Here is a 22,257-nt window from a genome sequence, read left to right as displayed (position 1 = left end):
GGAAAGCCCGCGAGGATCTCAAATGATCCATGCGACTTCATGTATGACGAGCGCTTGTATATGCTACCTGGTCGAAGAGCCGCATGTAGCCAGCGCGCTCAGAGCTGATGATGGGGTATAACGTGGACGCAGGCAAGACGGTGGTGATTGCAGGCATGTTGGCGCTCGCTGGGTGTCAGCGCCCGGCGGCTGATGGTTCGGCCGTACCGTACAAGATTGTCGAAGATCGCGCCAGGGGCGATGCCTGCCTGCTCTGCGTGGCCCCCTTGCCGGACGTGCCGTGTGCCGATGGGCAGGCTGCTGAAGTCCGCTGGACGGTTCCGGAGAAGAATGCGGCTCAGGGAGTCAATGTGCAGATTGTGCGCAAAGGCGGCGCACGTGAGGATCTGGCTCATGGGCCGAGGTCGGGGCAGGTGTTGGTGCAGCCCAAGCTTCAGCCGGGTGACAGGATTCTGGTCCAGAACGCCGACAATGGTAAAGACCTTTTCTTTACCCGGGTAACGGAGCCTGTTGGCTGCGCCATGCAGAAGTGATACTGCTTGGCGCAGCCGGTTCAGGGTCCGGCGACAATCTCGGCGGGTCCTGGATCGCGTTGCAGCGCTTCCATCGAGTAACGCTTCAGCATGACGGGTGAGTACGCATTCAACCGATACTTTCGGAGCAGTTCAATCGAGCGGATCTGCTCCCTGCGATCCGCTTGGCAGATGACCAGGACCGGCGAGCAGTTCGCTAGGTGTACGCTTGGATCACGGCCGAGCAAGATGATCTGTCGACCCACATTGTTACCGTAGGCCTGCACATATTTGGCACCATGCCAGGTCGCCCATGAGAGCGGCAACTGGAGCAGGATTAGCGCAGCCAGGCCGATGCTGACCAACCGGTGCTGGGCGCGTTGCCACGTGGGCCAGCGACTGCCTGCTGCCATAAGGGCCAGTGCCACGGTACCCAGCTGGTACATCATCAGATAACGCTGCTGGTAGACGTAATCCGTGCCGAATACCGGCACGCGGGTGACGACGATTCCTGCGGCGGCGCCGTAGCAGAAGAGCATCATCGCTACGGCGAGGAACTGGGTCTGGTTCCAGCGATCAAGGGCTGCGCGCCACCAGAACCAGACATGGGCAAGAATTACGCAGATAGCGAGCGCGCGATGGGGAATGTCCGGATTCGTGAACAGACGGGTGAGCAGGCCATCACGATCGGACACCGTCAATGCCGCTAGCCCAAGGACCATGTTCAACAGTTTCCGCCATCCTTGGCTGAGAAGCGCAGGAGCCAGCGAAGGACCGCCCGCGCTCGTAGTCAAGTTGGCATGAAAGTACAGGCTGCTGGCAAGCCGGTAGGCCACCACGCTTCCCACGATGACAGCGAGTGCGGCGGCGACTGCCCGCCAGCCTCGACCCCGCTCTTTGGCCGCCCACATCAGAAGCGTCAGAATGACACTGAGTGCTGCGATGACGGCCGTGTTGTCCATGGTGAAGGCAACCAATGGCGCAACCAGCAGCAACGGCAGCCAGCGGCGGCGATCCACCGCATGCCAGCTGGTCAAGGCCAACGCAACCAGCACCAATGGGGCGAGGTAACCCAGCGTCACCAAGGACCAGCTGTAAACCATGCCGCCGCTGAGCGAGACGAAGCTCGCGGCAGTGGCAACGGCGGGCAGCACCCACCAGTATCCATGCGTTCGGTTGTCATGCCGAATTGCGAGAAACATCGCTATCCAGGCCACGCTGGCTATGGCGAGGCCGATATAGGACTCCACCACGAAGTCGAGCGCGAAATGATCCGCGTTCCAGAGCAGCAGCAGTTTGTGGATGGGCTGGGCGTGGTCATCCACGCTTCGCTTCATGTACAGATCCTGCAGCGTCACGCCACCGTTGTAATACTTCTGCAGGAATCCGTCGACGAAATACCAGCCGTCAGAGGTGACAAACGGGATTCCCGCATAGGAAATGTACATAGCGGCGTTGGCGAACGCGACCATGGCCAAGAGCAGGACGACTGCGCTGGGCCAATCCAACACGCCCCGCATGCACTCGCTGGCGCCCTTTTTCATCATCGTCCCGCCAGTGCCTGGTCCGCTGCAGCGAAGATCGCGGGAAGATGGTCCTCCACGCCAAGCCAGAGCGGCATCCGGACCAGACGATCGGAGATGTCGTCGGTGACCGCCATCGAAGATCCGGTACGCCCGATCGCTTGGCCTGCCGGAGATGAGTGCAGCGGGATGTAGTGGAACACCGCCTGCACACCTTGCTCGCGCAGGGTCGCGATGAAATGGGTACGTGCCTCCAGGCTGGGCAGCAGCATGTAGTACATGTGAGCGTTGTGCGTGCAGTGCGGGGGAATCACCGGGCGCCGCAGCCGGCCAGCCTGCTCGTGCTGCTGCGCCCATGCATGGTACTGATCCCAGATGGCCAGGCGCCGCTGCGTGATCTGCTCGGCCTGCTGCATCTGCGCGGACAGGAATGCAGCGGTGATCTCGCCAGGCAGGTATGACGAGCCGACATCCACCCAGGTGTACTTGTCCACCTGGCCGCGGAAGAAGCGACTGCGGTTGGTCCCTTTTTCGCGGATGATCTCGGCCGCTTCGCCGAACTCGTCGTCGCGGCAGAGCAGTGCGCCGCCTTCACCGGAGATGATGTTCTTTGTCTCGTGGAAGCTGAAGGCGCCCAGGTCGCCGATGCTACCCAGCGGGCGACCCCTATAACTGGACATGATGCCCTGCGCTGCATCTTCCACCACTCGAAGGCCGTGGCGCCGCGCAGTCGCCATGATCTCGTCCATCTCGCACGAGACGCCGGCGTAATGCACGACGCAGATGGCCTTCGTCTTCTCGGTGATGGCCTGCTCAATCAATGATTCGTCGATGTTGAGTGTATCTTCACGCACATCCACGAACACAGGAACGGCCCCGCGCAGAGCGAACGCGCTCGCTGTCGATACGAAGGTGAAGGACGGCATGATGACTTCATCGCCGGGTTCCAGTCTGAGCAACAGTGCAGCCATCTCCAGCGCAGCGGTGCATGAATGAGTCAGCAGTGCGGCTTTCGCGTTGGTCTTTTCGCGCAACCAGGCGTGGCACTCCTTGGTGAACGGACCGTCACCGGAGAGATGACCATTCTGATGTGCTTGCGCGATGGAGGAGAGTTCCGTGCCGGTCATGAACGGACGATTGAAGCGGATCATATAAACGCCTTTGAATGACAGAGCCGTTGAGGCAATCAGCCCTGGCTGAGAATGATGAGGCCGAGCACCACGGTCGCCAGGCCGACACCCTTGGCAACGGTGAACGACTCGCCGAACAGCGGAACTGCAGCGATGCACACAAGAAGAAAATTGAGCGCCATGAACGGGTAGGCTTTGCTCAACTCCAGGCGGGAGACGGCCAGCATCCAGCAAAGCGATGCTGCGAACGCGGCAACGAATGCCGATATGATCCACGGCTGAAGAAGCAGCTGCAGTACACCGGGAAGGCGCGAGAGCAGTCCCTCGGTTGCCGGCCTGAAAAGATTGGCCTGCCATTTGATGACCAGCTGGCCGTAGCTGGTCAGTACGATGGTCATCGCCACCATTGACCAAGCAAAAGGATTGTTCATCGGCTTGGTGCTCCGGCTCGCAGTCTGCGGTCGATATGATAGGTATCATAGGCTTTGGACAAGCGCAGCCCATTGCGTGTCCACTGCCGTTGCACCGTGAAATTCCAGATCTGGGTAGAGATCAGCAGTTGCTTCATGCCCTGGTGCGCGTAGTGGTGTTGGATCTGTCGCAGCAGCATTCCGTACAGTCCGCGTCGTTCGAAATCCGGGTGTACGGCGTTGAGGATGATCTCCACCGAATCCTCGCTTACATCGCAGGTGGCAAAGCCGGCGACGGTCCCTTCATCGCTGACCACCCAGGTTGCCGAGCGCTCGGTGTCCTCGCGCAGGCGGCTGAGCGCCCACTCCACATACCCGGTGAGTACCTGGTCCTTGGGGAGCAACGGATTGGCGGCGTAGTGTGCGCGGTAATCGGAAAAACCATGCTCGGCAATTGCCGCAATCGCCTCCCGGTGGCGGTCGTCAGCCCGCTCCACCTTGGGCTCGATCGGCGGCGCGGTCGCCGGCGACAGGTCCATGGCGTAGTAAACCAAGGTGTCTGCATGGATGGCAATGTGCCCTTGGAGCTGCAATTGCGTGGGCAGGGCGGTCGCACCAGCCGGCACCCGCAGGATCAGAAGATCAGCCGCGCTGTGCTCCAGTTCGGCGATGACCTCGGCCGGATTCACTTCGGCGTCGACCGTGCCACGCAACACTTGGATTCCGAAACGACGTGAGTCCAGCGGTGCCGCTTGCAGATGCTTTGAGGGACGCATCGTCTTACTTCCTTGTATCCTGCCAGACCAGGTAGCGGGGGCGGCGCTTGGTTTCGCCATGCACGCGCCCAAGGTAAAGACCGAGCACGCCGATGCAGCCCATGATGATGCTGCCGACAAGCCAGATGGAGGCGATGATGCTGGTGAACCCGGCAACGCGGACGTCGCCAGCGCTGTAACGATAAACGCTGAAGATGGCAAAGCCGGCCGCCACCGCTGCAATAATCAGGGCGGCGCTCATGACCAGTCTCAGTGGTTTGTCAGAGAAAGACAGCGCGATCCTGCTGGCCATCTGAAGGAGCTTGCCGAAGCTGTAGCTGCTCTTGCCTTCGGTTCTCATTCCATGGGACACCGCCACCTTGGTGGTGTTGAATCCGGTCCAGCGCACGAGAAGTGGCAGGAATCTGTCTGTCTCCGGCATGTCGTTGAGCGCGTCGATCACCTTGCGGCTGTATGCGCCGAAGTTGGCGGTGGTGTGGTCATAACGCGTGTCTGTCAGCCACCCCAGCGTCCTGTAGAACAGCATCGACCCTGTGCGCTTGAACCAGGTGTCCTGGCGATCAACGCGCTGCCCGAGCACCACCTCAACGTCGCCCTCAAGGGCGGCAAGCAGGTTGGGAATCTCTTCAGGAACATCCTGAAGATCGCAGTCCATCACCACCACCCGTTCACCGATGGCGTACTGCAGCCCTGCGCTGATGGCCGCGTGCTGGCCGAAATTACGCGAGAGCCGCAGTCCCCTGACGGCGGGATGCCGTTCTGAAAGCTCCCTGATCCGCGGCCATGACTGATCAGGGCTGTTGTCATCTACCAGAATAATCTCGTACGCCTCGCACACGGGCCGCAGGGCTACGCCAATGCGTTCGACGAGTTCCTCCAGGCAGTTTCGACAGCCGTAAACCGGGATCACGACTGAAACTTCGGTCGTCTGTGCCGCGCGTTCGTTGATGCCATCTACCATGACGGGCGAGTTACTCACTTACTACGGGATTAATCGGAAGTTCTCGGACGACTGCGATGTCCGAGCAGGAGTGCGGTGCTGACAACCCGAAGCGGTTCGCGTTCCCCAACAGCTTGGCATCGTCTGCAATGCCTATGGGGCACGCAACTTGCCGCGGCGCGGGATTGTAGCAGCTGCACCCGCGCCGCGGAGAAGCGGAAGTTCGTCCGGCAGCTGGCTCGCGTGAGTCGCCGTACTGGCGCGAATGTTCAGTCCCAACGGCGGATGTTTGATTGTTCATTACCCGGGCAGCACAGGCACCGTGCCGCCCGGGTAGATACTCAAAGCTGTTTTTCGAACTCAGGCAGCAGGCTGAACAGGTCGCCGACCAGCCCGATGTCAGCGATCTCGAAGATTGGCGAGTCCGGGTCCTTATTGATTGCGACAATCGTACCAGCGTCCTTGATGCCGGTCAGGTGCTGGATCGCACCGCTGATGCCAACGGCCACATACAGTTCCGGCGCGATGATCTTGCCGGTCTGGCCGACCTGCAGGTCGCTGGGCACATAGCCGGCATCGACCGCTGCGCGCGAGGCACCGACGGCGGCGCCGAGTTTGTCGGCCAGCTGGAAGATGACCTTGAAGTTCTCCTCCGAGCCGACGCCACGGCCACCGGAGACCACGCGCTTGGCGCTCTGCAGGTCCGGGCGGTCGCTGGCACCGGCGGCCAGGCCGACGAAGCGGGTGTGGGTCGGCAGCGCGGCATCGACGCTGGCCGCTTCGATGGCGGCACTGCCACCCTGGGCGGCTTCCGGCCACGACGCGGCACGCACGGTGGCAACCACGACCTGGTCGGCCGGGGCCTCGACGGTGATGATCGCGTTGCCGGCGTAGATCGGGCGCTTGAAGGTGTGGCTGCCTTCGACGCTCATCAGGTCGGAGACCTGGTTGACGCCGAGCAGGGCGGCCACGCACGGCATCAGGTCCTTGCCGAAGGTGGTCGACGGGCCGAACACGTGGCTGTAGCCCTTGGCCAGCTGCGCGATCTGCGGTGCCAGCACCTGGGCGATGGCCTGCGCATTGGCGGCGTTGGCCACGGTCAGGACCTTGGCGACGCCGGCGATCTTCGCCGCTTCCGCAGCGACGGCAGCCGGATCGGCGGCCAGCACCAGCACGTCGATGCTGGCGCCGCTGATGGCGGCTGCGGCGCTGACGGTCTTGGCGGTGGCGGCATTGAGCTTGCCGTCGTGGTGCTCGGCGATGACGAGAATCTTGCTCATTACAGCAGCCCCTTCTGCTTGAGTGCGGCAACCAGTTCGGCTGCGTCCTTGACCATCACACCCTTGCTGCGCTTGGACGGCGCGGCGTAGTGGGTGGTCTTGAAGGTGTCGGCGGCTTCAACGCCGAGGTCGGCCAGCTGCAGGGTCTCCAGCGGCTTGGCCTTGGCCTTCATGATGTCCGGCAGCTTGATGAAGCGCGGTTCGTTCAGGCGCAGGTCGGTGGTGACCACCGCAGGCAGGTCCACTTCGAGGGTTTCCAGGCCGGCATCGACCTCGCGGGTGACCGTGGCCTTGCCGTCAGCGATCTCAAGCTTGCTGGCGAAGGTCGCCTGCGGACGGCCCCAGAGCGTGGCCAGCATCTGGCCGGTCTGGTTGGCGTCGTCGTCGATCGCCTGCTTGCCCAGGATCACCAGGTCCGGCTGTTCCTTCTCGATCAGCTTGAGCAGGGTGCGGGCGGCGGTCAGTGGCTGGATGGCCTGGTCGGTGACCACATGGATGGCACGGTTCGCGCCCATGGCCAAGCCGTTGCGCAGGTGCGCCTGGGCGTCGGCCGGAGCGATGGTCGCAACCACGACTTCGCTGGCGATGCCCTTGTCGCGCAGGCGCAGGGCTTCTTCTAGGGCGATTTCATCGAAGGGATTGGGGGACAGCTTGACGCCGTCGGTGACCACGCCGGAACCGTCCGGCTTGACCTGAATGCGGACGTTGTAGTCCACCACGCGCTTGTACGCGACGAGGATTTTCATCTGGTACGGGGTCCTTGTAGTGCCGGCCGCCGGCCGGCTCACATTTGCTGGGGGAACATCCGGTCCTGCGACAGCAACCGGTTCGGGGGTGGGATCCTGATTCTAGCTGGCCCGGGACGACCATGCGAATGCGTATGGTGTGCTGCGATGCAGCATGGCGGCGGCCGGATCTGTGGCCGAACATGTCATGTTCACGTCATCCGGACAGTCTGGAAGAGGCCCGCGATGTATCCTGTGTCGCTCTATCGGGCGCAGGGTGCGCTCCGGTAATGGAATATCGAACAGGAGAATGGGTAGTGCCCACATGGCTTGTCACCGGCGGCGCCGGGTTCATTGGCGGGAATTTCGTACTCGAAGCGGTTGCGCGCGGGGTGAAGGTCATCAATCTTGACGTACTGACGTACGCGGGCAACCTGAAGACCCTGTCCAGCCTGGACGGCAACCCGGACCATGTCTTTGTGCAGGGTGACATCGGCGACAGCGCGCTGGTAGCCCGGCTGCTGGCCGAGCATCAGCCGGACGCGGTGCTGAACTTCGCCGCCGAAAGCCATGTCGACCGGTCCATCGACGGCCCGGGCGCCTTCATCCAGACCAACGTGGTGGGCACGCTGGGCCTGCTGGAAGCGGTCCGTGACTACTGGAAGGCGCTGCCGGCAGAGCAGGGCTCGGCGTTCCGCTTCCTGCACGTGTCCACCGACGAGGTGTATGGCACCCTGGGTGAAACCGGCAAGTTCAGCGAAACCACGCCGTACGCCCCGAACTCTCCGTACTCGGCGTCCAAGGCGGCCTCGGACCACCTGGTGCGTGCGTTTCACCATACCTACGGGCTGCCGGTGCTGACCACCAACTGCTCGAACAACTATGGTCCGTACCACTTCCCGGAGAAGCTCATCCCGCTGGTGATCGCCAAGGCGCTGGCCGGCGAGCCGCTGCCGGTGTACGGCGATGGCAAGCAGGTGCGCGACTGGCTGTTCGTGTCCGACCATTGCGAAGCGATCCGCACCGTGCTGGCCAAGGGCCAGGTCGGCGAGACCTACAATGTGGGCGGCAACTCGGAGAAGCAGAACATCGAGGTGGTGCAGGCCATCTGTGCATTGCTGGACCAGCGCCGCCCGCGCGAGGACGGCCAGCCGCGCAGCAGCCAGATCACCTACGTGGCTGATCGCCCGGGCCATGACCGCCGCTATGCGATCGACGCGTCCAAGCTGAAGAACGACCTGGGCTGGGAGCCGGCCTATACCTTCGAGCAGGGCATTGCCTTCACCGTCGACTGGTACCTTGACAACCAGGAATGGGTCAACGGCGTGCTGGATGGCAGCTACCGCCTGCAGCGCATTGGCACTGCGGCCTGAATCCGGAAGAGAAAATGACGCAGCGTAAAGGCATCATCCTGGCCGGCGGCTCCGGCACCCGGCTGTATCCGATCACCAAGGGCGTCAGCAAGCAGCTGCTGCCGGTGTATGACAAGCCGATGATCTACTACCCGCTGAGCGTATTGATGCTGGCGGGCATCCGCGAGGTGTTGATCATCAATACCCCGCACGAACAGGCACTGTTCCAGCAGCTGCTGGGCGACGGTTCGCAGTGGGGCATGGACATCCAGTACGCCGTGCAGCCCAGTCCCGATGGACTGGCCCAGGCCTATCTGATCGGCCGCGACTTCGTGGCCGGCAAGCCGAGCTGCCTGGTGCTGGGCGACAACATCTTCCACGGCCACGGTCTGCGCGAAGTGCTGGATAGTGCCGATCAGCGTAGCCTTGGGGCCACCGTGTTCGGCTATTGGGTCAACGACCCGGAACGCTATGGCGTGGCCGAGTTCGATAAGAACGGCAAGGTCATCGATCTGGTCGAGAAGCCGGAGAATCCGCGGTCGAACTATGCGGTCACCGGCCTGTACTTCTATGACGGCAATGCCAGCGACTACGCCGCCGAGCTCAAGCCGTCGCCGCGCGGCGAGCTGGAGATCACCGACCTTAACCAGCGCTACCTGCACGAGGGAAGTCTGCACCTGGAAGCGCTCGGTCGAGGGTACGCCTGGCTCGATACCGGCACCCACCAGTCGCTGCTGGAGGCATCCAACTTCATCGAGACCATCCAGACCCGCCAGGGCCTGCAGGTGTGTTGCCCTGAAGAAATTGCTTTCGGCAAGGGTTGGATCAGCGCAGAACAGCTGGAAGCATTGGCCGCGCCGTTGATCAAGAACAGCTACGGCCAGTACCTGCACAAACTCGCCTTGCGCGGAGTCGTTCCGTGAAAGTGATTGAAACCAAGTTGCCGGGCTGCGTGGTGATCGAACCGGCCGTGTTCGGCGACGCACGCGGCTATTTCTTCGAAACCTGGAATGCTGAGCGCTTTGCCTCGCTGGGCCTGCCCGACCGCTTCGTGCAGAGCAACGTGTCGACCTCGGCGCAGGACGTATTGCGTGGCCTGCATTACCAGTGGCCGCGCCCGCAGGGCAAGCTGGTCAGCGTCCTGGAAGGTGAGGTCTACGACGTGGCCGTGGACATCCGTCGCGGCTCGCCAACCTTCGGGCAGTGGGAAGCGGTGGTGTTGAGCGCGGAGAACAAGAAGCAGTTCTGGATCCCGGAGGGCTTTGCCCATGGCTTTGCCGTGTTGTCCGAGCGTGCGGTGTTCAGCTACCTGTGCACCGAGGTTTATCTGAAGGACTTCGATGCCGGTGTCCGTTGGAACGACGCTGACATCGCGGTGGACTGGCCGGTGAGCGCACCAACGTTGTCGGCCAAGGACGAGACCGCGCCGTTCCTGAAGGACATCGCCGAAGACCGACTGCCGGTATACATCGCATGACGGTGCTGGTGTTCGGTGGTAACGGCCAGGTTGGCCAGGAACTGCTGCGTTCGCTGGCGCCGCTGGGAGTGGTGGTGGCGACCACCCGCAGCGGTCAGTTGCCCGACGGCAGCCCCTGCGAAGTGGCAGATTTTGCCCAGCCTGACAGCCTGACGGCACTGCTGGACCGCCTGCAGCCGACAGTGGTGGTCAATGCCGCCGCGTATACCGCCGTTGATCGTGCCGAACAGGAGGTCGAAGCTGCCTTCGCTGCCAATGTGCAGGCGCCGGGCGTGATCGCGCGCTGGTGCGCGGCACATGATGTGCCGCTCGTGCATTACTCCACCGACTATGTGTTCGATGGCCAGGGCAGCGCGCCCTACCGCGAGGACGAACCGACCGCCCCGCTGGGTGTATACGGCACCAGCAAGCGTGATGGCGAGGATGCGGTGCGCGAGGCTGGCGGCCGTCACCTGATCTTCCGCACAGCGTGGGTGTATGCCTCGCACGGTGCGAATTTCCTGCGCACCATGTTGCGGGTGGGCGCCGAGCGCGATGCGTTGCGGGTGGTGGCCGACCAGATCGGCACGCCGACGCCTGCCGCGCTGATCGCTGATGTCACCGTGAAGGCGCTGCAGCATCCGGGGCAGCTGTCCGGGACCTGGCACCTGACCGCCAGCGGCCAGACCAGCTGGCACGGGTTCGCCGAGGCGATCTTCGCCGAGGCGCTGGCCAGCGGCGTGTTGGCCAAGGTGCCGACGGTCGAGGCGATTGCCAGTTCCGAGTACCCGACCCCGGCCAAGCGCCCGGCCTGGTCGGTGCTGGACAACCGCAAGCTGCAGCGGGATTTCGGCATCGTGCTGCCAGTGTGGCAGGACGGTCTGAAGCGGGTGATGGCAGAGATTGCATGACCCGGTAGGCGACGTGCCGACCAACGGTCGGCACCCACCCCGACCAACGGTCGGCATGCACCAGAGGTCGCCGGGTCAGCTGCGCCCGTAGGTATCCTCGAACCGCACGATGTCGTCTTCGCCAAGGTAGCTGCCGGATTGCACTTCGATCAGTTCCAGCGGCAGCTTGCCGGGGTTGCGCAGGCGGTGGGTCACGCCCAGCGGAATGTAGGTGCTCTGGTTCTCGCTGAGCAGGATCACTTCGTCGCCACGGGTGACCTCGGCGGTGCCGCTGACTACGATCCAGTGTTCGGCGCGATGGTGGTGCATCTGCAGGCTGAGCGTGCCGCCGGGCTTGACCGTGATCCGCTTGACCTGGAACCGCTCGCCGTTGTCGATCGAGTCGTAAGCGCCCCACGGGCGATAGACCTTGCGATGCCAGGTGGCTTCGCTGCGACCCTCGGCCTTCAGCTGTGCCACTACGGTCTTGACCTCCTGCATGCGGTCGGCCTTGCCGACCAGCACCGCATCATCGGTCTCGACCACGATCACATCATCCAGGCCGACCATCGCGACCAGACGCTGGCCATAGGCGTAGGTGTTGCGGCAGTCGATGGCGATCACATCGCCCTGATGCGCATTGCCATCGCCGTCCTGCTGTGAGACATCGCGCAGCGCGGTCCATGAGCCGACATCGTTCCAGCCGGCGTCCAGTGGAATCACCACTGCATCGGCAGTCTTCTCCATCACTGCATAGTCGATCGAGTCGGACGCAACCGCAGTGAAGGCGTCCCTGTCCAGGCGGGTGAAATCGGCATCGCGGCGCGCCTGCTGCCAGGCCTGGCGGCTGCCGGCCAGCATGGCGGGATGGAAGCGCTCAAGCTCCTGCAGGTAGCGCGAGGCCTTGAACAGGAACATGCCACTGTTCCAGTAGTACTGGCCGCTGCTGACGTAGCCGGTGGCGGTCTCCAGGTCAGGCTTTTCGACGAAGCGCTCGACTGCTCGCAGGCCCCGGCCTTCGGCGGCCTTGATATAGCCATAGCCGGTTTCCGGTCCGGTCGGCACGATGCCGAAGGTCACCAGCTTGCCGGCCTCGGCGGCACCGGCAGCGGCCTGCACCGCGCTGCGGAAGGCGGCCTCGTTGGTGATCACATGGTCGGACGGCAGCACCAGCAGCAGTGCGTCGCCACCGTCGCGGGTGGCTTCCAGCGCCGCAACGGCGATGGCCGGGGCGGTGTTGCGGCCGACCGGTTCAAGGATGATCGCGGCCGGCTCGGCGTCGACCTGCTGCAGTTGCTCTGCGGCGACGAATCGGTGTTCTTCGTTGGCGATCACCAGTGGCCCACGCGCGGCGATCGGCGCCACGCGCTTCCAGGTGGCCTGCAGCATCGTCAGCTCGCCTGCCAAAGGCAGGAACTGCTTCGGGTACGCCTCGCGCGAAAGCGGCCACAGGCGGGTACCGGATCCACCGGACAGGATGACGGGCTGGATGCTGCTCATGTGTTCCTCGGTTACTGCTGGATGAGGCGGGAAATGTCGTCGGTGCGCGCCTGCATCAGCGCAGCATCGCCTCGGGCTTCAACGTTCAGGCGCAGCAATGGCTCGGTGTTGGAGCTGCGCAGGTTGAAGCGCCAGTCACCGAAATCTGCGCTGATGCCATCGGTGTGGTCCAGCACGGGCGACTGCGCCGCGAAGTGTTCCATCACGCGAGCGACGGCGGCCTTGGCATCGGCGACCTTGAAATTGATTTCGCCGCTGCACGGGTAGGCAGCCATGCGATCTTCGACCCAGTCGGCCAGCGAACGGCCGCTTTCGGAGACCAGCTGGGCGATCAGCAGCCACGGGATCATGCCGGAGTCCGCATAGGCGAACTCGCGGAAGTAGTGGTGGGCACTCATCTCGCCGCCGTACACCGCGTCCTCGGCGCGCATCTTTTCCTTGATGAAGGCATGGCCGCTCTTGCACTGCACGGGCACGCCGCCGGCCTGCTCGACCATGTCCACGGTGTTCCAGACCAGGCGCGGGTCATGCACGATCTTGCCGCCCGGGTTGCGCGCCAGGATTGCCTTGGCCAGCAGGCCGACCAGGTAGTAGCCCTCGATGAAGCGGCCGGTATGGTCGAAGAAGAAGCAGCGGTCGAAGTCCCCGTCCCAGGCAATGCCGAAATCAGCACCGTGTTCGCGCACCGCATCGGCGGTGGCGGCGCGATTTTCCGGCAGCAGCGGGTTGGGAATGCCATTGGGGAAGCTGCCGTCCGGCTCGTGGCAGATGCGGATGAATTCGAACGGCAGGTGCGGTGCCAGCAGATCGACGATGGCACCGGCGCCGCCGTTGCCGGCGTTGACCACCAGCTTCAGCGGGCGCAGCTTGCCGGCATCGACGTAGCTCAGCAGGTGCTGGATGTACGCACTCTTGTCGTGCTGGGCGCTCTGCCCGGCGCGCGGCGCCTGCGCCTCGGAGGTATCGGCGGCAACCGCATCGGAAATCGCGAACAGGCCGGTATCGGAGCTGATCGGGCGCGCGTTCTCCTTGACCAGCTTCATCCCGTTGTAGTCCATCGGGTTGTGGCTGGCAGTGACCATCACGCCGCCGGCTGCACCCAGGTGGTCGGTCTGGAAATAGACTTCTTCGGTGCCGCACAGGCCGATATCGATCACTTCGCGCCCGGTACCCCGCAGGCCTGCAGCCAGCGCGTCCTGCAGCGAGGGGCTGGTCAGGCGCACGTCGTGGCCCAGTACCACCGGGCCCGGCGCAAGCTGCGCCGCCAGCGCCGTACCGATACGGCGAGCCAGCGCTTCGTTCAGTTCTTCGGGCACGCGGCCGCGGATGTCATAGGCCTTGAAGGCGGGCAGGGGCATCGATCGGATCCTGGTTGAGGTCATCGCCATAGTCTACGGCCACGGACGTGTGGGAACCGTTTTCCGGGAACGGGCGCTTTGGCGAGAGTCACCGGAACGACAGGTGCTTGTGGCCAAAGTAGCTGGACACTACAGGCACCGCCACGCCAGCCGCGTGGGCGATCTCCAGGCGCAGCACGTTCACGCCCAGCCATGGCAGCAGGTGATAGGCCAGCACGGTGGAGACCAGCCAGGTCTGGGCTACCGCGAACAGGTTGACCACCACGAAGTAGAACGCCGAGTGGTGAAGCGGGCGGGTGGTGCCGGAGAACACGAACCAGCGCGTCAGCACGAAGGCGGTAACCATGCCGGTGAGGTAGGCGAGGAAGATCGCCGGGGTGAACGACATCCAGTGGCTGTACAGCATCCGCGACAGGATGTTGGCCAGTGCGGCGATGCCACCGGCCAGCAGAAACAGCAGGAACGGGCGCGACAGGGTCACGCCACTGCCTCACGGGCCATGTCACGCCCGAAGCCGATGCTTTCGGAAATGCCGCGGTCCTCGGGATAGTAGTGCGAGGTGTCGGCTATCCACAGGCCCTCCACGGGCAACCGCCGAGGCGGAAGCCGCTCCAGAAAGCCGGGTTCGCAGATGGGTTGCGCGTGGCGGTAGCGGCTGACCCTCACGTCAATGAAATCCTCAGCATCCAGCTGGGGATTGATCATGCTCAGGTAGCGGCGCACCTTGTCGGCGAACACCTCGTCGCCGTCGCCATAGCGCTCGTGCTCGCCGGGCATGTAGAACGGCACGTAGACGACATGCGCATCCATCGGGCGCAGGTTGGTGTATTCGACGATGCCGGGGATGTCCATGTCCGGGTCGTTGGTGTTGACCCAGAAATTGGCCGAGACGGGCTTGCGCAGCTTGGCGATGACACAGACCACGGCGATGTTGTTCAACGAACGGAACTTCGCCAGGATCGCTTCGGGCAGGTCCGGCGCCAGGCGTGGCACGAACGGCAGCGGCACCGTGGAGATGACCTTGTCGAAGGCCAGCTGCTCGCCGCCAACCTGGACGCCACGCACGCGGCCCGCTTCGATCACGATGCGTTGCACCGGGCTGGACAGCCGCACTTCGCCGCCATGGCGCAGGATGTCGGCATGCAGGGCATCGAGCAGGGTGGAAGAGCCACCCTTCAGATAGCCCAGCTTTTCGCGCATCAGGCTGTAGCGGGAGCGGCCGATGCGCCGGATCCGGCTCCAGATCCAGGCGGCGGACAGGTTGCCGGCGTAATTGTAGAACTTGTAGTCGAACAGCCTGCGCCACAGCGTTTCATAGGCTTCGGCTCCGACCCAGCGGCGGATCCAGGAGGAGGCTTCGACATGGTCCAGCGGGCGCCAATCGTTGCGCCGGGTGCACAGGAAGGCATGCAGCCCGTAGCGGATCTTGGCCATCAGCCCAAGGCCCTTGAAGCGCAGCAGGGCGATCGGGTTGCCCCATGGCTGCAGGCGCTTGCCGAACCAGTAGCCCATGCGAGTTTCGGTCCAGCGCATGCGATCGCCCAGGCCCAGCTCGTCGAGCACCGCCAGGAAATCGTGGTCGGAGGTGCAGTGGAAGTGGTAGTAGCGCTCGATCTGCATGCCGCCGAAATCGAAACAGGCGGTCATCCCGCCGACACGGTCGTCGGCCTCGAACACCACGGGCTGGTGGCCGTCGCGGGCCAGCTGGTATGCCACGGCCAGGCCCATCGGACCGGCACCAAGAACGGCGATGCGTTCGCTCATGATTCAGAACTCCAGGGCGATGTCGCCGTACTCGGGATCGTTGAAGGTGGCGTCGACCGCCTGGGCAAAGGGCGTTGGCTGCACGCCGAAGAGGGATGGCCAGTCGATGACCTCGAACTCATCGTGGGCCACCAGCGCCTGCAGCTGCGCAGCGGTGAACGGCGGGTCGCGGTCGAACAGCGCCCAGGTCCTCAGCAGCAGGTGGAACAGGCGGTAGGGGATGTGCAGCAGCACGGTGCGCGCACGCGTGCTGCGCTTGATCTGGCGGATGATGTCGACGTAGTCCACCTTCTCCAGGCCCGTGATGTTGTAGCGCTGGCCGGCAATCCGCGAGCGCAGGCAGCTGGCGATGATCGTGGCGAAGTCACCGGCATACAGCGGCTGCCGCATGTAGCGGCCATCGCCGGGAATCGGAAACACCGGAACCTTGCGCATGAAGCGCGACAGCCAGCCGAGGTGCTTGCGATCAAACCAGCCGAACATCAGGGTAGGGCGCAGAATGACGGACGCAATGCCGCGCGCGGCCACACGTTGTTCCTGTTCGCGCTTGGTACGGGTGTAGTCATCGTTGGCCACCGAGCAGACCACCGAGGAGCTGACGTGCACGGTATAGGGCACGGCGTGGCGCTCGATGGCATCGAGGATGTGGTCGGTGGCGGTGATGTTGTTGCGCACGAACGGCTCGGGATCGGTGCCGCCAATCTGCGCCTGCAGCATCACCACGGCGTCGGCCGCGGCGAAGTGGTGTTCCCAGGGGCCGGGCTCGGCCAGGTCGGCCAGTTCGGTGGTCACGTCCGGATGCATGCGCGCCAGCACTTCAAGGTTGGCGGCGTGCTTGTCGATCACCACCAGCCGCCGGTAGCCCAGGCGCTTGAGGATGGCCACCAGGTTCTGCCCCACCAGACCGGCACCGCCGGGAATGATGATCTTCTGCTCCAATGCGGAGTTCAATGCGGCGCTCACAGCGTGATCCTGTTGAAGACCGCCTGCGGCAAGGTGCGGATGACCCCCATGATCAACCGCCAGAAGCCCGGGGCATACAGCACGGGGGTGCCGCGTGCGATACCGGCGACAATGCGGCGCGCGACCTGGTCCGGTGTCGCCCACAACGGGCCCTTGCGCAGGTGGGCCGTCATCGGCGTATCGACGAAGCCGGGGCGGATGTCCATCACCGCCACGCCCCGCTTGGCCAGGCGTTGGCGCAGGCCGCTGAGGAAGGTGCTGACCGCCGCCTTGGCAGCGCCATAGACGTAATTGCTCTGTCGGCCGCGGTCCCCGGCGACCGAGGTGATCACCGCCAGTGTGCCGCTGCCGGCATCGGCCAGCCGGTTGGCCAGTGGCCCCAGCAGTGCCAGAGTGGACGTGCCGTTGGTGGCGAATTCGGCCATGCAGGTCTGCACCGAGGCCTCGCAGGCGGGCTGGTTGGGCAGCGTGCCGTGTGCGATCAGCACCACGTCGACCTTGCCCAGTGCCTGCCATGCCTGCGCGAGCAGATCGGCATGAGCCGGCAGGTCGTTGATGTCCATGGCATGGGTGTGCGTGGCGCGTGCACCGCGGATGCGCAGGTCGTCGCCAATGGCAGTCAGTCGATCCGCGCGGCGACCGACAAGGAACAGCGACGCACCACGCGCGGCATAGCGTCGGGCGACGGCTTCGGCGATGGCGGAGGTGGCGCCGATGATGAGGACGTTCTGCATGGTTACTCCGTCACCCTGCGCCAGAAGCCGGATGAAAAACGAGGATCGATGAATCGGCGGAAGTCCTGCCAGCGTGGGTAGGCCCGTTGGAATGACGTGGCCGTCATCCGCGCATCCTTTGCTGGGTACTGCGCCCCCTCCGCGGCATCGACAATCTGGTCCAGGCGCCGCAGCAGGGCCCAAAGCGCCTCGCCGGTGTTGGGGAAATCCAGGGCCAGCGTGGTGCCTGGGCGTGGAAAGGACAGCATGCCGGCGGATGGTCGCGTGCCGAACTGCTTGAGCACCGCCAGGAACGAACCCTGGCCACTGCGGGCGATTTCCTGCAGCAAGGCGGGGATGCCGTCGGTGGCCGCCTGCGGTGGCAGCACGCACTGGTACTGCACGAAGCCCGCCGGGCCATACATCCGGTTCCACTGGCTGATGCCATCGAGGGGGTAGAAGAAGGGCAGCAGGTGTGACGCATGGCGCCGGCGCAGCGGCAGCTGGCGCCAGTAGTAGAGGGTATTGAACGGGCGCAGGGTCAGCCGGTTGACCAGCGATGCTGGTGGCGTCAGCGGCATTTTCCATTGCCCGGGCGGCGCGGCAGGGCGTTCGTCGGCCGGTTGCACGGCATGATTGGCCCGGGTGAAATGACCGCGGCCAAGGGCCCGGCCACGCGCCAGGCAGTCGATCCATGCCACGCTGTACTCGTGGCTTTCGCAGCTCTCCCCGGACAGTGCGAAGAAGTCCGCCAAGCTGGAGAAACGGATGTTCTCCACTTCCAGGCTGCTGCCTGGCACCCGGCGCAACTGCAGCTCGGCGTGGGTGATCAGTCCGGTCAGGCCGAGCCCACCAAGGGTGGCTTCGAACCAACCGTCTTCATCGCCAGGACGACAGACGCGGCGTTCGCCGTCGCTGCGCAGCAACTCGAAGGACAGCACGTGGTGGCCGAAGCTGCCGGCAAGGTGATGATTCTTGCCATGGACGTCATTGCCGATCGCACCGCCCACAGTGACGTGGCGCGTGCCGGGGGTGACCGGCAGGAACCAACCCTGTGGCAGAACGAGGGCGATGATCTCGTCCAGGGTGACTCCGGCTTCACAGTGCAGCCGGCCGCTGGCTGGATCGAAGGCGATGAAACGGTCCAGCCCACGGCAGTCGAGCAGGGCCGCCCCCGGATTCTGGCAGCTGTCGCCATAGCTGCGGCCATTGCCGTACGGCAGGGCGCTGCCCTCGAACGCCGGCAGCCCGGCGAGCCGATCGTTCACCCTCACCAGCGATTGCGGCGCGCGCGGGTACCGACCCCAGGAATACGCGCGGGTCCGCATCAGATCGCCACCAGGGCAAACCCGGCGCACAGCGCGGCCACGACCTGGCTGACACGATCGGTGGCGGCGAACACGATCGGGTCATCGTGCATGTTGCCCCGGTGCGCGATCACCCAGGCGCGGCTGATCCAGTACAGCAGCACCGGGCAGATGAACCACAGCAGCTTCGGATTGCGGTACAGCTCCACGCTGTCAGGACTGTTGATGTACAGGGCCATCACCAGCACGGCGCAGTAACCGGCGGCAGCGCCCAGCGACTGCAGCAGCGGCAGGTCTTCCACGCCGTAGCCACGGCCATTGGCGCGGGTCTTGCCACGTGCCAGCACCGCGTGCAGTTCGGTGTAGCGCTTGAGCACGGCCAGCGAGAGGAAGATGAACATGCTGAAGGCCAGCAGCCAGAACGACAGTTCCGCGCCAATGGCCACCGTACCGCCGATGATGCGCAGCGTGTAGAGGCTGGCCAGCAGCACCACGTCGAGCATGACGATGCGCTTCAGGCGCAACGAGTAAGCCAGGGTCAGCACGTAGTAGCCCGCCAGCGCGGCAGCGAATGCCGGGCTGCAGACCAGCGCCACGGCCAACCCGCACAGGGTCAGCAGCGGGCCTGCGACCAGGCCGTGCGGCAGCGCCAGGCGGCCGGCGGCGAAGGGGCGATGGCGCTTGCGCGGGTGCCGGCGATCCGCTTCGAGGTCGAGCAGATCGTTGAGCACGTAGACGCCGGAGGCGCACAGGCTGAAGGCCGCGAAGGCGAGCAGGGCGTCGGCCACCGCCGGTACTTCAAGAAAGCGATGGGCGGTCAACAGTGGCACGAACACCAGCAGATTCTTCAGCCACTGATGCGGGCGAAGCGCCTTCAACCACGCCTGCAGCCTGGACGACGCAGGCCAATGTCCCAGCACCTGCGTGCGTTGTGCTGCGGCGCCCGCCAGTGCGTTGCCGTTGTTGACCACCCAGCCGCCGGCGGCGCGCGCCCACACCGCCAGGTCGACCGTGCCATTGCCGGCGTAGTCGAAACCGCGCTCGCCGAAAGCATCCACCAGGGCCTGCGCCTTGTGCGCGCCGGACAGGTTGCGCTGGCCATCGCTGGCGATGACCTGTTCAAACAGGCCCAGGTGTTCGGCGATCGGCGCGACCAGCAGCTGGTCCGAGGCCGTGCACAGCACCCGCGGACGCTGCGGCGTGTCGCGCAACAGTTCCAGTACCTTCGGGTTGTAGGGCAGGTGGCGTGGATCGACGGTGGCGCGTGCGGCGATCTGCCGCTTCAGCGCGGCCTTGCCCTGCAGCAGCCAGAACGGCAACAGGAACAGGTACAGCGGATTGCGCGCCAACAGCACCAGCAGCGATTCATACAGGAGGTCCGTGTCCAGCAGCGTGCCGTCCAAATCCACGCACAATGCGCGGTCGCGAACTGCTGGAGAGGGGGCGGGAGGCGCTGGGGGCATCGTTCGCGGGCTGATGCGGCGGGATCGCCCATTGTATCCGCGTTGAGGCGTGGGCCCGAAAGCGGCATCCCGGTCCTGGGTCGCCGCGTCCGCGCGGTTTGCTGCGCCGCAAACCCGTCGGATGCTGGGCTGCGGCTAGAATGCGATTATCCATTCGCAGGGTACGACAGCAATGCAGCAATCGACTTCCGGCGGAAAGCGCAGCAAGCGCTTCGCCAGCGCGGCGGAGGCCCTGCAGGGGGTGGTCGCCGATGGCCAGACCCTGGCCGTGGGCGGCTTCGGCCTGTGTGGCATTCCCGAGGCGCTGATCGCCGCCCTGCGCGACAGCGGCGCCAAGGGCCTGACCGTGATTTCCAACAATGCCGGCGTCGATGGCTTCGGCCTGGGCCAGCTGCTGGAAACCCGCCAGATCAAAAAGATGATTTCGTCCTACGTGGGCGAGAACAAGGAATTCGAGCGCCAGTACCTGGCCGGCGAGCTGGAGCTGGAGTTCAATCCGCAGGGCACCCTGGCCGAGCGCCTGCGTGCTGGTGGCGCGGGTATTCCGGCGTTCTTCACTGCCACCGGTTATGGCACCGTGGTGGCCGAAGGCAAGGAAACCCGCGAGTTCGACGGCAAGCACTACGTGATGGAGACCGCGCTGCGCGCCGACGTGGCGCTGGTCAAGGCCTGGAAGGCCGATGAAGCCGGCAACCTGGTGTTCCGCAAGACCGCGCGCAACTTCAATCCGGCCTGTGCGATGGCCGGCAAGGTCTGCATCGTGGAGGTGGAAGAGGTGGTGCCGGTCGGTGCCATTGATCCGGACCAGGTGCACCTGCCGGGCATCTACGTGCACCGCATCGTGCACAACGCACACCCTGAAAAACGTATCGAACAGCGCACCATCCGCGCGGAGGGCAACTGACATGGCGTGGACCCGTGATGAGATGGCGGCCCGCGCTGCCCAGGAATTGACCGATGGCGCCTACGTGAACCTGGGCATCGGCCTGCCGACGCTGGTGGCCAACCACATTCCCGAAGGCGTGGATGTGTGGCTGCAGTCGGAAAACGGCCTGCTCGGCATTGGCCCGTTCCCCACCGACGCTGAAGTCGATGCCGATCTGATCAATGCCGGCAAGCAGACCGTCACCGCGCGTGCCGGTGCCAGCTACTTCGGCAGCCACGACAGCTTCGCGATGATCCGCGGTGGCCACGTCAACCTGGCCATCCTCGGTGCCATGCAGGTGACGGCCAAGGGCGACCTGGCCAACTGGATGGTGCCCGGCAAGATGGTCAAGGGCATGGGCGGTGCGATGGACCTGGTGGCCGGCGTGCAGCGCGTGGTGGTGCTGATGGAGCACACCGCCAAGAACGGCGAGCACAAGATCCTGTCCGAATGCACGCTGCCGTTGACCGGCGTCGGCGTGGTCGATCGCATCATCACCGACCTGGCCGTGTTCGACGTGACCGACAAGGGTCTGCTGCTGGTGGAAGCGGCACCGGGCGTCAGCGATGACGAACTGAAGGAAAAGACCGGCGTCGCATTCCAGCGCGACTGATGTTTCAAGGGCGGCCGAGCGCCGCCCCGTTCCTTGAGGGGCCGTCATGTTGTTCCCCCACGACCTGCCCGATGCCGATGTCCAGCACCTGCCGGGCTGGCTGGCTTCGGCTGACGCCGACCGGCTGATGGCCGCGCTGCAGGTCGAAGTGCCATGGGAAGTCCATCGCATCCGCATGTTCGGCAACTGGGTGGATTCGCCGCGGCTGAGCTGCTGGATCGGCGACCCAGAGGCCCGCTACCGTTACTCCGGTGCCGAGTTCGTGCCGCACCCCTGGCCACCTGTGTTGCAGGCCCTGCGTGTGCGCCTGCAGGCCGCGGGCATCGGTCGCTTCAACAGCGTGTTGCTGAACCGCTATCGCGGCGGCACTGACCATATGGGCTGGCACAGCGATGACGAGCCCGAGCTGGGCCCGGCGCCGGTGATCGCTTCGGTCAGCCTGGGTGCGGCCCGGCGTTTCCTGCTGCGGCGGCGAGACGACACGACGCGCAAGGCCGAATACCTGCTTGGCCATGGCGATCTGCTGGTAATGGCCGGACAGACCCAGCGGTTCTACCAGCACGCACTACCGAAGATGGCACGGGTGCACGGAGAGCGCATCAACCTGACGTTCCGCTGGATTACGCCGCGCTGATGGGCGGCCGCCGGGCATGGCCC

The 22,257-nt window shown here is 64.6% G+C and carries 23 protein-coding genes; 8 read left to right on the top strand and 15 right to left on the bottom strand.

Features of this window, described 5'->3' with window-relative positions:
- The first annotated feature begins 122 nt into the window (after nt 1-122).
- Nucleotides 123-533 (top strand): hypothetical protein, encoded by a 411-nt coding sequence (locus SSKA14_RS21960; RefSeq protein WP_157636005.1) that lies wholly within the window; start codon nt 123-125, stop codon nt 531-533.
- 20 nt (nt 534-553) lie between these two features.
- Here the strand turns inward: SSKA14_RS21960 and SSKA14_RS21955 are convergent, their stop codons facing one another.
- The 7 genes from SSKA14_RS21955 to SSKA14_RS21925 form a co-directional block, all read right to left on the bottom strand.
- Nucleotides 554-2,056 carry a hypothetical protein gene (locus SSKA14_RS21955; RefSeq protein ID WP_008268063.1) on the bottom strand — a complete coding sequence of 501 codons (1,503 nt, stop codon included), beginning with the start codon at nt 2,054-2,056 and terminating at the stop codon, nt 554-556.
- Nucleotides 2,056-3,186: a dTDP-4-amino-4,6-dideoxygalactose transaminase gene (rffA, locus tag SSKA14_RS21950; RefSeq protein WP_008266596.1), complete on the bottom strand. Its 1,131-nt coding sequence runs from the start codon at nt 3,184-3,186 to the stop codon at nt 2,056-2,058. Before rffA ends, SSKA14_RS21955 begins: the two co-directional genes overlap by 1 nt.
- Before the next feature lie 35 nt (nt 3,187-3,221).
- Complete coding sequence (locus tag SSKA14_RS21945) at nt 3,222-3,596, bottom strand: hypothetical protein (protein WP_008265839.1); 375 nt, start codon at nt 3,594-3,596, stop codon at nt 3,222-3,224.
- The gene (locus tag SSKA14_RS21940) at nt 3,593-4,351 is read right to left on the bottom strand and encodes a GNAT family N-acetyltransferase (RefSeq protein WP_080376537.1); all 759 of its coding nucleotides are present in this window, start codon (nt 4,349-4,351) and stop codon (nt 3,593-3,595) included. Before SSKA14_RS21940 ends, SSKA14_RS21945 begins: the two co-directional genes overlap by 4 nt.
- A 4-nt stretch (nt 4,352-4,355) precedes the next feature.
- Nucleotides 4,356-5,312 carry a glycosyltransferase family 2 protein gene (locus tag SSKA14_RS21935; RefSeq protein WP_050413405.1) on the bottom strand — a complete coding sequence of 319 codons (957 nt, stop codon included), beginning with the start codon at nt 5,310-5,312 and terminating at the stop codon, nt 4,356-4,358.
- 320 nt (nt 5,313-5,632) lie between these two features.
- Nucleotides 5,633-6,571 (bottom strand): electron transfer flavoprotein subunit alpha/FixB family protein, encoded by a 939-nt coding sequence (locus SSKA14_RS21930; protein WP_008266051.1) that lies wholly within the window; start codon nt 6,569-6,571, stop codon nt 5,633-5,635.
- A complete protein-coding gene (locus tag SSKA14_RS21925) occupies nt 6,571-7,317 on the bottom strand; it encodes an electron transfer flavoprotein subunit beta/FixA family protein (RefSeq protein ID WP_008267872.1) in 747 nt (248 codons plus the stop codon). The genes SSKA14_RS21930 and SSKA14_RS21925 overlap by 1 nt, the downstream gene beginning before the upstream one ends.
- Before the next feature lie 296 nt (nt 7,318-7,613).
- Here SSKA14_RS21925 and rfbB point away from each other — a divergent pair, with 296 nt between their 5' ends.
- From rfbB to rfbD, 4 genes are read left to right on the top strand one after another with little or no spacing between them, the layout of a single operon-like run.
- On the top strand, nt 7,614-8,669 hold the full coding sequence (gene rfbB, locus SSKA14_RS21920) for a dTDP-glucose 4,6-dehydratase (RefSeq protein WP_040008993.1): 1,056 nt from the start codon (nt 7,614-7,616) through the stop codon (nt 8,667-8,669).
- Between the two features lie 14 nt (nt 8,670-8,683).
- A complete protein-coding gene (rfbA, locus tag SSKA14_RS21915) occupies nt 8,684-9,571 on the top strand; it encodes a glucose-1-phosphate thymidylyltransferase RfbA (RefSeq protein ID WP_008268269.1) in 888 nt (295 codons plus the stop codon).
- Nucleotides 9,568-10,125 carry a dTDP-4-dehydrorhamnose 3,5-epimerase gene (gene rfbC / locus SSKA14_RS21910; protein ID WP_008265298.1) on the top strand — a complete coding sequence of 186 codons (558 nt, stop codon included), beginning with the start codon at nt 9,568-9,570 and terminating at the stop codon, nt 10,123-10,125. The genes rfbA and rfbC overlap by 4 nt, the downstream gene beginning before the upstream one ends.
- Nucleotides 10,122-11,015: a dTDP-4-dehydrorhamnose reductase gene (rfbD, locus tag SSKA14_RS21905; RefSeq protein WP_008266753.1), complete on the top strand. Its 894-nt coding sequence runs from the start codon at nt 10,122-10,124 to the stop codon at nt 11,013-11,015. Before rfbC ends, rfbD begins: the two co-directional genes overlap by 4 nt.
- A gap of 75 nt (nt 11,016-11,090) precedes the next feature.
- Here rfbD and SSKA14_RS21900 read toward each other — a convergent pair whose 3' ends face one another.
- The 8 genes from SSKA14_RS21900 to SSKA14_RS21865 all read right to left on the bottom strand — a co-directional run bounded on the left by SSKA14_RS21900 (nt 11,091) and on the right by SSKA14_RS21865 (nt 20,062).
- Nucleotides 11,091-12,494 (bottom strand): mannose-1-phosphate guanylyltransferase/mannose-6-phosphate isomerase, encoded by a 1,404-nt coding sequence (locus SSKA14_RS21900; RefSeq protein ID WP_008265764.1) that lies wholly within the window; start codon nt 12,492-12,494, stop codon nt 11,091-11,093.
- Between the two features lie 11 nt (nt 12,495-12,505).
- Nucleotides 12,506-13,852 carry a phosphomannomutase/phosphoglucomutase gene (locus SSKA14_RS21895; protein ID WP_008266710.1) on the bottom strand — a complete coding sequence of 449 codons (1,347 nt, stop codon included), beginning with the start codon at nt 13,850-13,852 and terminating at the stop codon, nt 12,506-12,508.
- Between the two features lie 88 nt (nt 13,853-13,940).
- Nucleotides 13,941-14,333 (bottom strand): GtrA family protein, encoded by a 393-nt coding sequence (locus SSKA14_RS21890; RefSeq protein WP_008267081.1) that lies wholly within the window; start codon nt 14,331-14,333, stop codon nt 13,941-13,943.
- Nucleotides 14,330-15,616, bottom strand: a complete 1,287-nt coding sequence (locus SSKA14_RS21885; protein WP_008267770.1) for an NAD(P)/FAD-dependent oxidoreductase — start codon at nt 15,614-15,616, stop codon at nt 14,330-14,332. The genes SSKA14_RS21890 and SSKA14_RS21885 overlap by 4 nt, the downstream gene beginning before the upstream one ends.
- 3 nt (nt 15,617-15,619) lie before the next feature.
- Complete coding sequence (locus tag SSKA14_RS21880) at nt 15,620-16,579, bottom strand: NAD-dependent epimerase/dehydratase family protein (RefSeq protein ID WP_008267332.1); 960 nt, start codon at nt 16,577-16,579, stop codon at nt 15,620-15,622.
- Nucleotides 16,576-17,313, bottom strand: coding sequence for an SDR family oxidoreductase (locus tag SSKA14_RS21875; RefSeq protein ID WP_008265008.1), 738 nt, complete (start codon nt 17,311-17,313; stop codon nt 16,576-16,578). The genes SSKA14_RS21880 and SSKA14_RS21875 overlap by 4 nt, the downstream gene beginning before the upstream one ends.
- A 2-nt stretch (nt 17,314-17,315) precedes the next feature.
- Entirely contained in the window at nt 17,316-18,620 is a 1,305-nt protein-coding gene (locus SSKA14_RS21870; protein ID WP_040008986.1) for an FAD-binding oxidoreductase, read from the bottom strand.
- Nucleotides 18,620-20,062 carry a UbiA family prenyltransferase gene (locus SSKA14_RS21865; protein ID WP_083797419.1) on the bottom strand — a complete coding sequence of 481 codons (1,443 nt, stop codon included), beginning with the start codon at nt 20,060-20,062 and terminating at the stop codon, nt 18,620-18,622. The genes SSKA14_RS21870 and SSKA14_RS21865 overlap by 1 nt, the downstream gene beginning before the upstream one ends.
- A 172-nt stretch (nt 20,063-20,234) precedes the next feature.
- Between SSKA14_RS21865 and SSKA14_RS21860 the strand changes: the two genes are divergently transcribed.
- From SSKA14_RS21860 to SSKA14_RS21850, 3 genes are read left to right on the top strand one after another with little or no spacing between them, the layout of a single operon-like run.
- Nucleotides 20,235-20,966, top strand: a complete 732-nt coding sequence (locus SSKA14_RS21860) for a CoA transferase subunit A (protein ID WP_008267746.1) — start codon at nt 20,235-20,237, stop codon at nt 20,964-20,966.
- Between the two features lies 1 nt (nt 20,967).
- The gene (locus tag SSKA14_RS21855; protein WP_008265448.1) at nt 20,968-21,600 is read left to right on the top strand and encodes a CoA transferase subunit B; all 633 of its coding nucleotides are present in this window, start codon (nt 20,968-20,970) and stop codon (nt 21,598-21,600) included.
- A 46-nt stretch (nt 21,601-21,646) separates the two neighbouring features.
- Nucleotides 21,647-22,234 carry an alpha-ketoglutarate-dependent dioxygenase AlkB gene (locus SSKA14_RS21850; RefSeq protein ID WP_008268139.1) on the top strand — a complete coding sequence of 196 codons (588 nt, stop codon included), beginning with the start codon at nt 21,647-21,649 and terminating at the stop codon, nt 22,232-22,234.
- The last annotated feature ends 23 nt before the right edge of the window (nt 22,235-22,257 follow it).

This window comes from Stenotrophomonas sp. SKA14 (assembly GCF_000158575.1).
Lineage (GTDB): Bacteria > Pseudomonadota > Gammaproteobacteria > Xanthomonadales > Xanthomonadaceae > Stenotrophomonas > Stenotrophomonas forensis.
The sequence above is the reverse complement of the archived record's forward strand: the minus strand, read 5'-3'. Positions and strand labels throughout refer to the sequence as shown.